General features: G+C 72.0%; 15 protein-coding genes. 8 read left to right on the top strand and 7 right to left on the bottom strand.

Annotated features, from left to right (window positions below):
• Positions 1-246: 246 nt before the first annotated feature.
• The 6 genes from mshD to OG522_RS17585 form a co-directional block, all read right to left on the bottom strand.
• Entirely contained in the window at positions 247-1,170 is a 924-nt protein-coding gene (gene mshD, locus OG522_RS17610) for a mycothiol synthase (protein ID WP_329463930.1), read from the bottom strand.
• Between the two features lie 286 nt (positions 1,171-1,456).
• Entirely contained in the window at positions 1,457-2,884 is a 1,428-nt protein-coding gene (locus OG522_RS17605; protein WP_443074711.1) for a sensor histidine kinase, read from the bottom strand.
• The gene (locus OG522_RS17600) at positions 2,881-3,612 is read right to left on the bottom strand and encodes a response regulator transcription factor (protein ID WP_329463929.1); all 732 of its coding nucleotides are present in this window, start codon (positions 3,610-3,612) and stop codon (positions 2,881-2,883) included. The genes OG522_RS17605 and OG522_RS17600 overlap by 4 nt, the downstream gene beginning before the upstream one ends.
• A 96-nt stretch (positions 3,613-3,708) precedes the next feature.
• On the bottom strand, positions 3,709-4,977 hold the full coding sequence (locus OG522_RS17595; protein WP_329463928.1) for a S1C family serine protease: 1,269 nt from the start codon (positions 4,975-4,977) through the stop codon (positions 3,709-3,711).
• Positions 4,978-5,136: 159 nt separating this feature from the next.
• The gene (locus tag OG522_RS17590) at positions 5,137-6,159 is read right to left on the bottom strand and encodes a LacI family DNA-binding transcriptional regulator (RefSeq protein WP_053729012.1); all 1,023 of its coding nucleotides are present in this window, start codon (positions 6,157-6,159) and stop codon (positions 5,137-5,139) included.
• A gap of 82 nt (positions 6,160-6,241) precedes the next feature.
• The gene (locus OG522_RS17585; RefSeq protein WP_382809074.1) at positions 6,242-7,009 is read right to left on the bottom strand and encodes a response regulator transcription factor; all 768 of its coding nucleotides are present in this window, start codon (positions 7,007-7,009) and stop codon (positions 6,242-6,244) included.
• A 333-nt stretch (positions 7,010-7,342) separates the two neighbouring features.
• Here OG522_RS17585 and OG522_RS17580 point away from each other — a divergent pair, with 333 nt between their 5' ends.
• The 8 genes from OG522_RS17580 to OG522_RS17550 all read left to right on the top strand — a co-directional run bounded on the left by OG522_RS17580 (position 7,343) and on the right by OG522_RS17550 (position 12,960).
• Positions 7,343-8,161 (top strand): alpha/beta hydrolase, encoded by an 819-nt coding sequence (locus tag OG522_RS17580; RefSeq protein WP_329463927.1) that lies wholly within the window; start codon positions 7,343-7,345, stop codon positions 8,159-8,161.
• A gap of 33 nt (positions 8,162-8,194) precedes the next feature.
• Positions 8,195-8,449, top strand: coding sequence for a MoaD/ThiS family protein (locus OG522_RS17575; protein ID WP_329463926.1), 255 nt, complete (start codon positions 8,195-8,197; stop codon positions 8,447-8,449).
• A gap of 10 nt (positions 8,450-8,459) precedes the next feature.
• Positions 8,460-9,800 carry a hypothetical protein gene (locus OG522_RS17570; protein WP_329463925.1) on the top strand — a complete coding sequence of 447 codons (1,341 nt, stop codon included), beginning with the start codon at positions 8,460-8,462 and terminating at the stop codon, positions 9,798-9,800.
• Between the two features lie 128 nt (positions 9,801-9,928).
• Positions 9,929-10,678, top strand: coding sequence for an LmeA family phospholipid-binding protein (locus OG522_RS17565; RefSeq protein ID WP_329463924.1), 750 nt, complete (start codon positions 9,929-9,931; stop codon positions 10,676-10,678).
• A gap of 492 nt (positions 10,679-11,170) precedes the next feature.
• Positions 11,171-11,251 carry an Ms5788A family Cys-rich leader peptide gene (locus OG522_RS41250; RefSeq protein WP_350751515.1) on the top strand — a complete coding sequence of 27 codons (81 nt, stop codon included), beginning with the start codon at positions 11,171-11,173 and terminating at the stop codon, positions 11,249-11,251.
• Between the two features lie 146 nt (positions 11,252-11,397).
• Positions 11,398-12,243: a sulfurtransferase gene (locus tag OG522_RS17560; protein ID WP_329463923.1), complete on the top strand. Its 846-nt coding sequence runs from the start codon at positions 11,398-11,400 to the stop codon at positions 12,241-12,243.
• 55 nt (positions 12,244-12,298) lie between these two features.
• Positions 12,299-12,586 (top strand): DUF1416 domain-containing protein, encoded by a 288-nt coding sequence (locus tag OG522_RS17555; RefSeq protein ID WP_329463922.1) that lies wholly within the window; start codon positions 12,299-12,301, stop codon positions 12,584-12,586.
• Positions 12,587-12,702: 116 nt separating this feature from the next.
• The gene (locus tag OG522_RS17550; protein ID WP_329463920.1) at positions 12,703-12,960 is read left to right on the top strand and encodes a DUF3099 domain-containing protein; all 258 of its coding nucleotides are present in this window, start codon (positions 12,703-12,705) and stop codon (positions 12,958-12,960) included.
• A gap of 103 nt (positions 12,961-13,063) precedes the next feature.
• Here OG522_RS17550 and OG522_RS17545 read toward each other — a convergent pair whose 3' ends face one another.
• Positions 13,064-13,429, bottom strand: coding sequence for a DsrE family protein (locus tag OG522_RS17545; protein ID WP_329463919.1), 366 nt, complete (start codon positions 13,427-13,429; stop codon positions 13,064-13,066).
• Between the last annotated feature and the right edge of the window lie 160 nt (positions 13,430-13,589).

The raw sequence follows: 13,589 nt of genomic DNA, 5'->3' as shown, positions 1-13,589 counted from the left end.
CGCACCGGGGGTATCCAGCGCGTCGGAGAGGGCGGGAGTGAGTGCCCTGGCGGTTCTGGGCGGGGGAACAGTTCCGTTCCGGGTGGCGGGCGCCGGCGGCTTCATTGTGTGAGCGTCGCAAGCGTGTCTGAATGCCTGGTTACGAGGACATGACGTGCGGGCAAGCTGACCCCGGCCCGCAGACGTCGCCGTGGGGGACGCCCTCCAGAATGCGGCGGCGCCCCCGGCGGCGGCAAGGGGGCGGGCTCAGGACTCCGCGCGGTACATCAGGTCCACCTCGTGGGTGGTGAAACCGAGGCGCTCGTAGACGGTGAGCGCCGCGGTGTTGTCGGCGTCCACGTACAGCATCGCGGTGGGCAGGCCCTCGGCGGCCAGGTGGCGAAGACCGGTCGCGGTCAGCGCCTTGCCGAGGCCGCCGCCCTGCGCGTCCGGCCGGATGCCGAGGACGTACACCTCACCGAGCTGCTCCTCGGCGTGCACCTTGGTCCAGTGGAAGCCGACGATCTCGCCGTCCTTCTCCGCGAGGAAGAAGCCCTTGGGGTCGAACCACCGCTCGGCCTTGCGGTCGTCCAGGTCACGCTGGGTGAGGGAGCCCTGCTCGGGGTGGTGGGCGAAGGCGGCCGCGTTCACCGCGAGCCAGGCCGCGTCGTCGTCGCCCGGCGTGAAGGTGCGTACGGTGACGCCCGCGGGCCAGACCGGCTCCGCGATGTCCAGCGGGCTCAACGGGCGCCGCAGCTGGCGCAGTTCGCGGAACAGGGTGAGGCCGAGGACCTGTGCGAGATGGCGGGCCGCGGAGTGGCCGCCGTGCGCCCAGACGCGCAGCCGCTTGCCGGTGGCGCCGAGCAGCGCGCTGCCGAGCGCGCGCCCGTGCCCGTGGCCGCGCTGCGCGGGGTGCACGACGAGTTCGGCGGCGGGCGCCTCCACCGGATCGGTGTCCTCCAGCTGGGCGTACCCGGCGAGCACGCCGTCCGTGGTCAGCAGGAAGTGCCGGACGCCCTCGCGCCGGCCGCCGCGCAACTGGAGCCGCCCCTGCTCGGAAACGGCCTGCTGGCCGTCCCCGCGGGCGGCTTCGGCGAGCAGGTCGAGGACGGCCTGAGCCTGCGAGTGGCTGAGCTCGTCGAGCGTCTGGATGTCGCGGGTGGCCGGGGTGGGGGCGGCTGCGTCTGTCATGCCTACGAGGGTACGGCGGGGTGGCGCGCGGATGGGGCGATCTTGGATCCGCGTCCGTGGGGTCAACGCCGGGTCTGTGACGGGCGACCGGGTCTGCCGGGCCCGCCACCCCCTCTTGCGTTTTGGGCACTCCGTGTCAGGTGTTTTGTCCGCGGGTCCGGTGGGGGCTGGTCGCGCGGTTCCCCGCGCCCCTTGTGGGGTTCGGACGTTGGCTGCGGGTCGTGGGTGGTTGCTCGCGCGGTTCCCCGCGCCCCTGGCAGGGTCGGTGTTTGAGGACGAGCGCTCTTCAGGGCGCGAACTGGGCTTGCGGCGGGGGTGTCGGGGCGCCCGGCAGGGTGATCGTGGCCAGGGTGCCGCCTTCCGGGGCCGTGGCCAGCGTGACCTCGCCGCCCGCGTGCCGCACCGTACGCGCCACGATCGACAGGCCGAGCCCCGAGCCGGGCAGCGCTCGGGCCGACGGGGAGCGCCAGAACCGTTCGAAGACGTGCGGCAGGTCCTCGGCGGGGATGCCGGGGCCGTGGTCGCGGACGGTCAGGACGCCCCGGTCCAGGGCGACCGTGATCGTCCCGTACGGCGGGCTGAACTTCACCGCGTTGTCCAGGACGTTCACCACCGCCCGCTGCAACGCCGCCGCCTCGGCCCGTACGTACCAGGGGGCCAGCTGGGCCGTGATCGTCAGCTCGGGGCCACGCAGCCGGGCCCGGTCGAGCGCGATGCGGGTGATGTCGTGCAGGCCGACGACCTCCAGCGGGCCCTCGCGCACCGCGTCCGGGCGCGACAGTTCCTGCAAGTCGCCGATGAGGGAGGCCAGTTCGGTCATCTGGGCCTTGACGGACGCCATCAGCGCCTTGCGGTCGGCGGGCGGGATGGCCCGGCCCGTCTCCTCGCTCCTGGCGAGCAGCTCGATGTTCGTACGCAGCGAGGTGAGCGGGGTGCGCAGCTCGTGCCCCGCGTCCGCGATGAGCTGCGCCTGCCGGTCCCGGGAGGAGGCGAGCGCCGCGGTCATCGCGTTGAACGAGCGGGACAGGCGCGCAATCTCGTCCTCTCCTTCAACGGGGATGCGCACCGTCAGGTCCTCCGTCCGCGCCACGTGCTCGACGGCCCCGGTCAGCTTGTCCACGGGCCGCAGCCCGGTCCGCGCGACCCAGAGGCCGGCCGCGCCGGCCGCGACGACGCCGATGCCGGCGAGACCGGTCAGCAGGAGGGCGAGGCGGTTGAGGGCGGAGTCGACCTCGGTGAGCGGGCGGGAGACGCTGACGCCGATCGAACCGACCCCTCCGGGCAGGCGCTCGCGCACCGTGTGGACCCGTACGGCTTCGCCCCGTTCGGTGACGCCGTCGTGCAGTGTGTCCGCGCGCGGGCCGTTGGCCACCGCGATGTCCTGCCGCTGCACCTTCACGGGTTGTGAGTTCGGCGCCATGCAGCGGGTGCCGTCCGGCAGGACGACCTGGATGTAGGCGAAGCTGTACCGCTGCGTGGTGCTCGCGGAACTGCCGCCGGGGCCAAGGCAGTTCCGCAGGGCGGCGTCCACCGACTCGCTGGGGGCACTGCTGTTGCGCAGGGTCGTGTCGAGTTCCGCGTGCAACTGGGCCCGGGTCAGCAGCCAGCACGTGACCGCCACCGCAGCCACCGCCACCGCCACCGCCGTCGCGACCAGCATGGCGAGGCGGGAGCGCAGCGGCATCGAGCGGTACCGGCGCAGAACTCGGTTCACTCCGCGCCGCCCGGCCGGAGCGCGTACCCCACGCCCCGAACCGTGTGCACGAGCCGGGGCTCGCCGCCCGCTTCGGTCTTGCGGCGCAGGTACATCACGTACACGTCGAGCGAGTTGGACGACGGCTCGAAGTCGAAGCCCCAGACCGCCTTGAGGATCTGCTCGCGGGTCAGCACCTGGCGGGGGTGGGCCAGGAACATCTCAAGCAGGGTGAACTCGGTGCGGGTCAGCTCCACCACCCGGCTGCCGCGCGTGACCTCGCGCGTCGACAGGTCCATCCGCAGGTCCGCGAAGGTGAGGACGTTCGTTTCGCTCCGCCCGGCCGCCCCCGAGTCCACGGCGTACGAGCTGCGGCGGAGCAACGCCCGGATGCGGGCGAACAGTTCGTCCAGCTCGAAGGGCTTGACCAGGTAGTCGTCGGCGCCCGCGTCGAGCCCGGTGACGCGGTCGCCGACCGTGTCGCGCGCGGTCAGCATCAGGATGGGCGTGGTCGAGCCGGCCGCGCGCAGCCGACGGGCCGCGGTGAGCCCGTCCATCCTCGGCATCTGGATGTCCAGGACGATCAGTTCCGGCTGGTACGCCTCCGCCTTGGCGAGGGCGTCGAGGCCGTCGACGGCGACCTCCGTGCCGTACCCCTCGAAGGCGAGGCTGCGCTGGAGCGCCTCGCGGACGGCGGGCTCGTCGTCGACGATCAGGATGCGCTGCGGTTCGTCCTCGGCGGGGCTCATGAGCGGGTTCCTTCTTTTTCTGCTTCGCTTCGGCTCGGTGTCATCAGCCTCGCACGCGGACGGCGGGGCGCGGGGCGGCTCGCGGCCCCGCGCGGATCAGTAGCTGCCGCCGCCGAAGCCGTTCCCGGAGCTGTTGCCGCCCTGGTTGCTGTTGCCACCGGTGTCGGCTCCGCCGCTGCCGCCGCTGCGCAGGCCGGCGAGGTCGGACTTGACGGTGTTGATCGGGATGGCGAAACCGAGGCCGACGCTGCCGGCCGACGAACCGCTCGCGCTGCTCGAACTGGGCGAGTACATCGCGGAGTTGATGCCGATGATGTTGCCGTTCATGTCGATGAGCGCGCCGCCGGAGTTGCCCGGGTTGAGCGAGGCGTCGGTCTGGAGCGCCTTGTACGTCGTCTTCGAGGAGCCGGTGTCGCCGTTGAACTGCTGCCCGCCGAACTCGAACGGCCAGCCGCCGTTGCCGCGGCCCTGCCCCTGCCCCTGGCCACGCCCCTGGCCCTGCCCCTGGTTGCCCTGCTCCTTGGCGACGGTGACATCGCGGTTGAGGGCGGAGATGATGCCGCTGGTGACGGTGCCGGTGAGGCCCTCGGGGGAGCCGATCGCGACGACCTGGTCGCCGACGGCGACCTTGCCGGAGTCGCCGAGGCTCGCGGGCTTGAGGCCGCTCGCCCCGTCCAGCTTTATCAGCGCGAGGTCCTTGTCGGGGTCGGTGCCGAGGACCTTCGCGGTGTACGACTTGCCGTCGCTGAGCTTCACCTTGATCTGGGTGGAGCCCGAGACGACGTGGTTGTTGGTGATGATCTCGCCGGAGGAGGTGACGATCACGCCCGCGCCGGTCGACTCGCCCGAGCTGGAGGTCGCGTTGATCTCGACGATGCTCGGCATGACAGCCTTGGCGACGCCCGCGACGGTGCCGTTGGTGCTGTTGGCCGCGTTGGTGCCGCTGACGCCGGCCGCGACGCTGGTGGCGTCGTTGCTGACGTAGTGCTCGACCAGGCTCGCGGTCCCGCCGCCGATGGCCGCGGCGATGATGGCGACGGCGGCGAGGAGGCCGACCGAGCGCTTCGCGCGGCGTGGCTGGGGGGAGCCCGCGTCCGCCCCGGCGAGGTGGTGGACGCCCGCGCCGCCGCCGTCGCCGCCCTGGAACCCGGCTTCGGGGTGGACCGCCGCGCCGCCCGGCCACCCGGTGGTGCCGGGGGCGGCGCCGACGGGGGTGGCCGGCTGGTACGGGGGCGGCGGCGGATAGGCGGCCGCGTGGGCCTCGGCCTCTCGCCGGGCGTCGTCCTTGGCTCGCTGCCAGGACTCGTGAGAGTGGTTCGGCTGCTGCTCGGGGTACTCGCCGCTGTGGCGGGGGCTCTCGGTCATGTCTATGACCTTCGCTACGGATGATGAGAGCAGTCTGAGGACCGGTTAAGAAGCCCGGCAGAACCGTGTTTGCCCGAAATAAAGGCGCCTCGCGGCGCCGAAAAACGGACGGAAAGCTTCCGCGGTCGCAGCGTCGCCGACGGCAAGCCGGGCGGGACGCTACCCGCAGCCGCAGGAGCGGCGCACGACGAGCCGCGAGGGGAACTGCTTGAGACGTTCGCGGCGCGAGCCCGCCACCCGCAACCCGTCGTCCAGGACCAGATCCACCGCGGCCCGCGCCATCGCGGGCCGGTCGGAGGCGATCGTGGTGAGCGGCGGATCGGTCAGGGCCGCCTCCTTCACGTCGTCGAACCCCGCCACGGCGAGCTCGCCCGGCACGTCGATGCGCAGCTCGCGGGCGGCCCGCAGCACGCCGATGGCCTGGTCGTCGGTCGCGCAGAAGATGGCCGGCGGCCGCTGGGGCCCGGCGAGGATCTCCAGCGCCACCTTGTAGGCGTCGTACCGGTTGTACGGGGCCTGGAAGAGGCGGCCTTCGAGGGAGCGGCCGGACTCCAGCATGGCCCGGCGCCAGCCCTCGACGTGGTCGGCCACCGGGTCGCCGACCGCCGGGGTGGACTCGATGCCGCCGAGGCAGGCGACGTACTCGTGACCGTGTTCGAGCAGGTGGCGGGTGGCGAGCTGGGCGCCGCCGATGTCGTCGGTGACGACCGCCACGTCGTCAATGGCCTCGGGCCGCTCGTGCAACAGCACCACCCGGGCGTCCCAGGCGTCGATCTCGGCCGCGGCCCGCTCGCTGGGGCCCTGGCTGACCAGGATCAGCCCGGCGACCCGCATGCCGAGGAAGGCCCGCAGATAGTGGACCTCGCGGTCGTCGATGTAGTCGGAGTTGCCGACCAGGACCATTTTCCCGCGCTCGGACGCCGCCTGCTCGACCGCGTGCGCCATCTCCGCGAAGAACGGCTGGCGGGCGTCCGGGACGATCATTCCTATGAGGTCGGTGCGCCGCGAGGCCATCGCCTGGGCCACTCGGTCGGGCCGGTACCCCAGCTCCTTGATCGCGGCGAGGACACGCTCGCGCGTGGCCGGGGCGACCGGCCGGGGTCCGTTGTTGATGACGTAACTGACGACGGCGGTCGAAGTACCCGCAAGTCGTGCCACGTCGTCCCGCGTCACCTTGGCCACGCGCGGCAGTCTACGCGGGGTGACCCCCCGCTGGGCAGGCCGTATGGCAGGTCGTACCCCAGGTGTGACCTACCCGGCCGGCCTACCGCTTCGAGGAGCGGGCAGCCGCTTCCTTCGCCTCGGCGGTGGCCGCGTCGACCACCGCCCGCGCCTTGGCCTCCTCGGCCGCACGTTCGACCTTCTCCGGGGTCACGAAGCGGTATCCGACATTTCGGACGGTTCCGATCAGGGACTCGTGCTCGGGACCGAGCTTGGCCCGCAGCCGCCGTACGTGGACGTCGACCGTGCGGGTGCCGCCGAAGTAGTCGTAGCCCCAGACCTCCTGGAGCAGCTGGGCCCGCGTGAACACCCGGCCCGGGTGCTGGGCGAGGTACTTGAGCAGCTCGAACTCCTTGAAGGTCAGGTCCAGGACCCGCCCCTTCAGCTTCGCGCTGTACGTCGCCTCGTCCACGGAGAGGTCGCCGTTGCGGATCTCCATCGGGGAGTCGTCGGAGGTGATCTGCTGGCGGCCGGTGGCCAGCCGCAGCCGCGCCTCGACCTCGGCCGGGCCCGCGGTGTCGAGCAGGACGTCGTCGATGCCCCAGTCGGCGGTGACGGCGGCCAGGCCGCCCTCGGTGACGACCAGGATCAACGGGCAGCCGGGTCCGGTGGAGCGGAGCAGCTGGCACAGCGACCGCACCTGCGGGAGGTCGCGGCGGCCGTCGATCAGGATGACGTCGGCACCAGGGGTGTCCACGAGGGCCGGGCCCTCCGCGGGCGCCACCCGCACGCTGTGCAGAAGCAGGCCGAGGGCGGGGAGCACCTCCGTCGACGGCTGGAGGGCATTGGTCAGGAGCAGCAGAGAACTCATCGCGTCCCACCCCCGAGCTCTCGGTTCCGTTCGAGCAGGGGGTGTCCCCATGCCGGGTTCGGCATTGGCGGTGACTTCGTATCGTGCACGGTTCGCTCGCCCATAACGTCGGTTCCTCCTCGGTCCCTGCGGAGGGGGTTCCCCCTACTCCTCAGGAGTCCGGGGGCGTTGCGGCACTGCTTCGTACTTGTACTGCTGTTCCGGTTCTGCCCCCGCGACCCGGGTGCAGTTCTTTTGTGAGCGTTTGTTCACCCGTCCGTAACAACGACCGGGAAACACAAAAGGACCCGGGGGCTGCGTTGCCCGGATCCTCTGCCTAGGAGAATAGCCCACATGAGTTCCGAGGCAGAGGGCCGATTTCACACTTCAGCTGTTTCCTCGATCACTCCCGGACCCCGGCGCGCAACCCTGTGTACCTCCGACGGTGTCCGGATCGAGGCGGTTTATGAACCGTGCAGCAAGGGTGTCACCGATACCGCGATCGTGGTCGCGCACGGATTCACCGGATCGGCCGACCGGCCCGCCGTACGAAGGGCCGCGGGCGTGTTCGCGCAGCACGCGGCCGTGGTGACCTTCTCCTTCCGCGGGCACGGCAGGTCCACGGGCCGCTCCACCGTCGGCGACCGCGAGGTGCTCGACCTCGCGACGGCCGTCGAGTGGGCGAGATCACTCGGGTACGCACGCGTGGTGACCGTCGGCTTCTCGATGGGCGGGTCGGTGGTGCTGCGGCACGCGGCTACGCACCAGGGGAGCGCGCGGGGGCGCACGGAAGCAGTGGCGGCGGTCAGCGCGCCCGCCCGCTGGTACTACCGGGGCACGCCCGCGATGCGGCGGGTGCACTGGCTCGTGACCCGGCGCGCCGGACGGCTGGTCGGCCGGTTCGGCTTCGCCACCCGGATCCATCCCGAGGACTGGGACCCGGTGCCGCTCTCGCCGGTCGAGGCGGTCCCGCTGATCGCGCCGACCCCGCTGCTGATCGTGCACGGCGACCGCGACCTGTACTTCCCGGTCGACCATCCGCGCATGCTGGCGGCGGCCGGACCTGCGCAATTGTGGCTGGAGCGGGGGATGGGGCACGCGGAGAACGCCGCCGACGAGGCCCTGCTCACCAGGATCGCGAGCTGGCTGACCGCCGCGCGGCCCGCCGCGTAGCCCATCATGGAGGGCGACGAAAGGAGCCTCACCATGGCAGCGGGAACCATCCGCTTCTGGGCCGCGGCCAAGTCCGCCGCCGGTGTCGCCGAGGAGCCGTACGCCGCGGGAACGCTGGCCGAGGCGCTCGACGCGGTGCGCGAACGGCACCCCGGAGAGCTGGCGCGCGTACTCCAGCGGTGTTCCTTCCTGGTCGACGGTGACCCCGTCGGCAAGCGGAACCATGAGACCGTACGCCTTGCCGAGGGCGGCACGGTCGAGGTGCTCCCGCCGTTCGCAGGAGGGTGACCCCCACGTCATGAGCGAGCAGTACCCGTATCAGCAGCAGCCGCAGTACGACCAGTACGGGCAGCCCGTACAGCCCCAGCCGCCGTTCCCGTACGAGCCGTACCAGGACCAGCAGCAGTACACCCAGACGTGGGACGGGCAGACCTGGGACACCCAGTACCAGCCCACGATCCCGCCCGCGCCGCAGCCGGGCGAGCCCGCTGAGAGCCGGGGGCGGCACGCGCAGCCCTGGCAGGAGAGCGCCGAGCAGGCCCCGTACCTGCCGCCGCAGAACACCGCGGGGGGCCCGCCCGCCCACAGCGGCTCGGGCACGACGTCCGTGCCGCTGCCGCCCGAGATGCCGATGCCGCAGACCGCCGCGCCCTACGGAGCGTCCCAGGGTGGCGCTTACGGTGCGGCCGGGCAGGCCGGTGGCTCTCAGGGCGGCGCTTACGGCGCCGCCGGGCAGGCCGCCGTGCCTTCCCGAAATCCGTCGTACGGGTCGTCCGGGCCCGTTGCCGCGGCCGCCGCGGGGCAGGCGCACGGGGTGGCCGACCAGCCGCCGACCGCCGGGGGGGCCGGATACGGCTCGCCCACCACGGTCGGCAACGCCCGGATCACCGACGCGCAGCGGGCCCGTGCCGAGGGGCGCTCGCCGATCATCGCGCCCGGGATGCGTCCCGCCACGCTGACCGCACTGCTTGCCCTGCTCCTCGCGGTCGCGGCGCCGATGGGCCCGTACGCCCTGGTGGTGCCTCTCGTGCTGCTCCAGGCCGTGACGGCGGCCGGCTGGTTCCGGCTGAACGGGATGTGGCCCGCCCGGCAGGGCATCGCGCTCGCCTTCGCGGGCGGGCTCGTCGCCGATGTCGCCCTGCTCGCCCTCGGCCGTGAGCACGCGCCCGCCGCGATCCTGGGCACGCTGGGCGTGTGGGTGCTGCTCACCCTCGTGCTCCAGCTGCGCTCGCACGCCGACCCCGACGAGCGGATGTACGGGCTGATGGCGACCGTCGCCTCCGCCGCACTCGCGATCCTGGCGGGCGGCTACCTCGCGGCGCCTCCGCACGCGGTCTCCGTCGGCGCGGCCGCGGTGGGCGTCGCCGCCCTCGCGCGGGCACTGCCGCTGCCGTCGGCCGCCTCCGTGGCGGTCGCGCTGCTCGCCGCGGCGGGGGTCGGCATCGCGGTGGGCGGCCTGACGGGCATCGGCGCGAGCGGCGCGCTGCTCGGCCTCGCGGCCGCGGGCTGTGCGCTGATCGGGCTGCGGGTGGCCTCCTACGACTACCCGTCCCGCTTCGTCCACATGACCGCGGGCGTCGCCCTGCCGCTCACGGCGGCCGTCCCTGTGCTGTATCTCATCGGGCGCGCGGTGGGGTAGGGAACCGCGACTAGGCTCGCGATCGTCATTCGGAGAGATTGATCAAAGAAACGATCTAAGTCAGCGGTCAACGATCAAAAGTTTGCCGATCGAGGGTCGAGGGCCGACGAGCGGGGGACACGTACGCAATGCGCGCACTGCGAATACTTTTGATCATCGCGGTGGTTCTCGGCGGCATCTTCGTCGCCGTGGACCGGATCGCGGTGAACATCGCCGAGTCCAAGACGGCCGACAAGATCAAGAGCAGCCAGCGGCTCGCTTCCACCCCCGACGTCAGCATCAAGGGTTTCCCCTTCCTTACCCAGGTCCTCGGCAAGGAGCTCGACGAGGTCGACGTCTCCCTGTCCGGGGTCACCGCCACGGCCGGTGGCCACTCGGTCAACGTCACCGAGGTGACGGCGGAACTGCATGCGGTACGGATCGACAGCAGCTTCTCGTCGGCGGTCGCCGGGCGGGCGGACGGGGCGGCTCAGATCTCGTACGCCGACCTGTCGAAGGCGGCGCCCAAGGGGGCGACGGTCGGCTACGCGGGCCCGGAGCGGGCGGCGAAGGGCCAGGTCAAAGTAACCGGCCCGCTCACCGACCTCCTGGAGGGCCAGGGCGTGACACTGCCGCCCGCGATCAAGGCGCTCCTCGCGGGGCAGAAGGTGTCGGCGTACAGCACGGTGAGCCTGGCGGGTACGGGGTCGGTGCAGCTCCGGGCGGAGTCGTTGCCGCGGCTTCCGGTGCCGGGGTTCGACCAGCGTCTGCGCAAGGCGGTCGACTACGACCTGAAGATCGACGGAATGCCGTCGAGCATCAAGCTGAACAAGGTAACGGCGTCGGAGGCGGGGCTCCGCTTCTCGGGCGAGGGCACAGAAGTCCACCTGGCGGGCTGACCCCCGCCGCTCCTTCCCCACCCAGGCTCCGCCAAGGGGCGCGGGGAGCTGCGCGACCAGCCACAGACGACCCGCCCCCGGCGAGCAATCCGCGCGGCCGGAGTGCAGGGAGTGGAGTCTTCCCAGCTCCCGTGCGAAGCCCCGCGAAGGGGCGCGGGGAACTGCGCGACCAGCCACAGTCAGCCCGCACCTGACGAACGATCCACACGGGGCGCGGAGCCCCGAACGGGTCTGGGGCGGAGCCCCGGGGGGCCGGGGTCGGCCCGGGGTGACGCGCGGCGGGTGGGCGGCCCCGCACGCGGGCCCGCAGACGCCCCGACCGCATCGTGAGACACCCCCGTCCGCAGGGCAGATGGCACCGTCGCACCCCCCACCCCCGGAAGGGGCCGGGGGTGGCCCGCAGGCACTCCTCGTACCACTATGTGGATGATCGCGTCTCAAGATGCGACACGCCGGTGACACGCCCCGGTATGGCTCCCTACGATCGGACGCATGAAGCGACAGGCGGACCTCACGAAGCGGCGGGCAGTAGACCTGTGCCGCGTCGCCGCCATGCTCTGTCGCCCCTTCTGAGCGGGACGCTCAACTCCCGCATTTCCCCCGGCCCTTCGACCGCGATCAGGGCGATCAGGGCCCACCCGGTGCCGCGTACGCGCGCCGCAGACGCGTACCCGCACCCCGCGCAGCACCCCCCGCAGACTGCCCCGGAGGAGATCAACATGAGCCGCAGCGACGTCCTGGTAGACGCCGACTGGGTCGAGGCCCACATCGAGGACCCGAAGGTCGCCATCGTCGAGGTCGACGAGGACACCTCGGCCTACGAGAAGAACCACATCAAGAACGCGATCCGGATCGACTGGACGAAGGACCTCCAGGACCCGGTCCGCCGTGACTTCGTCGACCAGGCCGGCTTCGAGGCCCTGCTCTCGAAGAAGGGCATCGCGAACGACACGACCGTCGTCCTGTACGGCGGCAACAACAACTGGTTCGCCTCGTACGCCTTCTGGTACTTCAAGCTCTACGGCCACCAGGACGTCAAGCTCCTCGACGGCGGCCGCAAGAAGTGGGAGCTCGACTCCCGCGACCTCGTGGACGGCGACCAGATCCCGAACCGGGCCGCCACCGACTACAAGGCCAAGCCGCAGGACGCCTCCATCCGCGCCTTCCGCGACGACGTCGTGAACGCCATCGGCAACAAGAACCTGGTCGACGTGCGCTCGCCCGACGAGTTCTCCGGCAAGCTGCTCGCCCCGGCCCACCTCCCGCAGGAGCAGTCGCAGCGTCCGGGCCACGTCCCGTCCGCCCGCAACATCCCGTGGTCGAAGAACGCCAACGACGACGGCACCTTCAAGTCGGACGACGAGCTCAAGGCCCTCTACGAGGACGAGCAGGTCGACCTGGCCAAGGACACCATCGCGTACTGCCGCATCGGCGAGCGCTCGGCCCTGACCTGGTTCGTGCTGCACGAGCTGCTCGGCCAGGAGAACGTCAAGAACTACGACGGTTCGTGGACCGAGTACGGCTCCCTCGTCGGCGTGCCGATCGAGCTCGGCGCCAACAAGTAACCCGGGCGACCAGCCCCCCCGCACACCCCCAGACCGTAGACCGTAAGGAAGAACCATGTGTGGAGCGAAGGCCGGCGGCCCCGACGCCTCGACCATCAAGCCCGGTGAGACCACCATCCAGGGTCAGGTGACCCGCGGCGGCGAGCCCGTCACGGGTTACGTGCGCCTGCTCGACTCGACCGGCGAGTTCACCGCCGAGGTCCCGACCTCTGCCACCGGCCAGTTCCGCTTCTACGCGGCCGAGGGCACCTGGACCCTGCGCGCGCTGGTGCCGGGCGGCACCGCGGACCGCACCGTCGTCACCCAGACCGGCGGCCTCGCCGAGGTCGCCATCGCCGTCTGACCGACGGCGCCGCAGTACTGGCCGGAGGGCCGCACCCCGGGGGTTGGACGCCTTGGAAATGGGGTGCGGCCCTCCGTGCCGTTTCCGGCCGGGCGCCGCGGCCGTACGCTGGACTTATGTTGGCCCGGCGCCGGCGCGGCTACTTCTGGATGATGGGCGGCTGCATTCTGCTCTTCGTGTCCGCCTGGAGTTTCGTGCGCCTGTGGTCGGTCCCGGCGGCGGTGGGCATGTGCGTGGTGGCCATGGTGATCCCGCCCGTCGCCGCGATGGTGGCCAACCGGCGCGGCCCCGACGACCGCTGGTGGGACGACCCCTCCGGCGACCCGAAGTCCGACGAGTGGTGGGACGAGCTGGACGGCAAGAAGCGCCGCTGAGCGCTCGGCGGGGGGCGTCCACCGGCCGCGTGCCGATTGCGCACGATGTCGCGGCCCCGCGCCTCTTCAGCGCGGCACTGCCACGACACCGGTGGGGCGGGCTTCAGTACACGAGCGCCTGTACGCCGTCCCCCATGACCTCCTGCACGAAGACCTGCGCGCCCGCGATGCGTACGCCCTCCAGGACGTCCTTCTCGGTGATGTCCCGGCGGGTGGCGCACTGGGTGCACAGGGTGATCCGGCCGCCCGCCCGGACCGACTCGACGAGGTCGGGCAGCGGTGCGGCGTGCGGGAGCTCGAACTCGGCGGCGCGGCCCGGCAGTGCGAACCAGGACGATTCGCCGGTCAGCCACAGTGAGACCTCGACCCCGCTGGCGACGGCGACGGCCGCCACGGTGAAGGCCTGCGAGCACCGCTCGGGTGCGTCGGCCCCGGCGGTCACCTTGATCACGAGCTTCTGCTTCGGCATACGCCGAACTGTAATCCGCCGGGCCATCGCCTCCCCCGTGGCCTGTGGGTCCGCCACCCGCATCCACCTGGTGCGGTTCGCCGGCGCCGGTGACCCGCACGGCTGACACCGGCGGCGTACCTCACAGAGAGGGCCGGCGCCCCCACCCATTAGGCTGGGG

This window comes from Streptomyces sp. NBC_01431, from assembly GCF_036231355.1.
Taxonomy (GTDB): domain Bacteria; phylum Actinomycetota; class Actinomycetes; order Streptomycetales; family Streptomycetaceae; genus Streptomyces.
Note: the sequence above shows the minus strand (reverse complement) of the source record. Positions and strands in the feature narration are given on the sequence as shown.

Bases quoted from the DNA above. Each gene is read 5' to 3' on its own strand.
- OG522_RS17600 (WP_329463929.1), bottom strand. From the start codon at position 3,612: ATGAGCCCCGCCGAGGACGAACCGCAGCGCATCCTGATCGTCGACGAC.
- OG522_RS17570 (WP_329463925.1), top strand. From the start codon at position 8,460: ATGAGCGAGCAGTACCCGTATCAGCAGCAGCCGCAGTACGACCAGTAC.
- OG522_RS17560 (WP_329463923.1), top strand. From the start codon at position 11,398: ATGAGCCGCAGCGACGTCCTGGTAGACGCCGACTGGGTCGAGGCCCAC.
- OG522_RS41250 (WP_350751515.1), top strand. From the start codon at position 11,171: ATGAAGCGACAGGCGGACCTCACGAAGCGGCGGGCAGTAGACCTGTGC.
- OG522_RS17565 (WP_329463924.1), top strand. From the start codon at position 9,929: ATGCGCGCACTGCGAATACTTTTGATCATCGCGGTGGTTCTCGGCGGC.
- OG522_RS17580 (WP_329463927.1), top strand. From the start codon at position 7,343: ATGAGTTCCGAGGCAGAGGGCCGATTTCACACTTCAGCTGTTTCCTCG.
- OG522_RS17550 (WP_329463920.1), top strand. From the start codon at position 12,703: ATGTTGGCCCGGCGCCGGCGCGGCTACTTCTGGATGATGGGCGGCTGC.
- OG522_RS17575 (WP_329463926.1), top strand. From the start codon at position 8,195: ATGGCAGCGGGAACCATCCGCTTCTGGGCCGCGGCCAAGTCCGCCGCC.
- OG522_RS17545 (WP_329463919.1), bottom strand. From the start codon at position 13,429: ATGCCGAAGCAGAAGCTCGTGATCAAGGTGACCGCCGGGGCCGACGCA.
- OG522_RS17585 (WP_382809074.1), bottom strand. From the start codon at position 7,009: ATGAGTTCTCTGCTGCTCCTGACCAATGCCCTCCAGCCGTCGACGGAG.
- OG522_RS17595 (WP_329463928.1), bottom strand. From the start codon at position 4,977: ATGACCGAGAGCCCCCGCCACAGCGGCGAGTACCCCGAGCAGCAGCCG.
- mshD (WP_329463930.1), bottom strand. From the start codon at position 1,170: ATGACAGACGCAGCCGCCCCCACCCCGGCCACCCGCGACATCCAGACG.
- OG522_RS17555 (WP_329463922.1), top strand. From the start codon at position 12,299: ATGTGTGGAGCGAAGGCCGGCGGCCCCGACGCCTCGACCATCAAGCCC.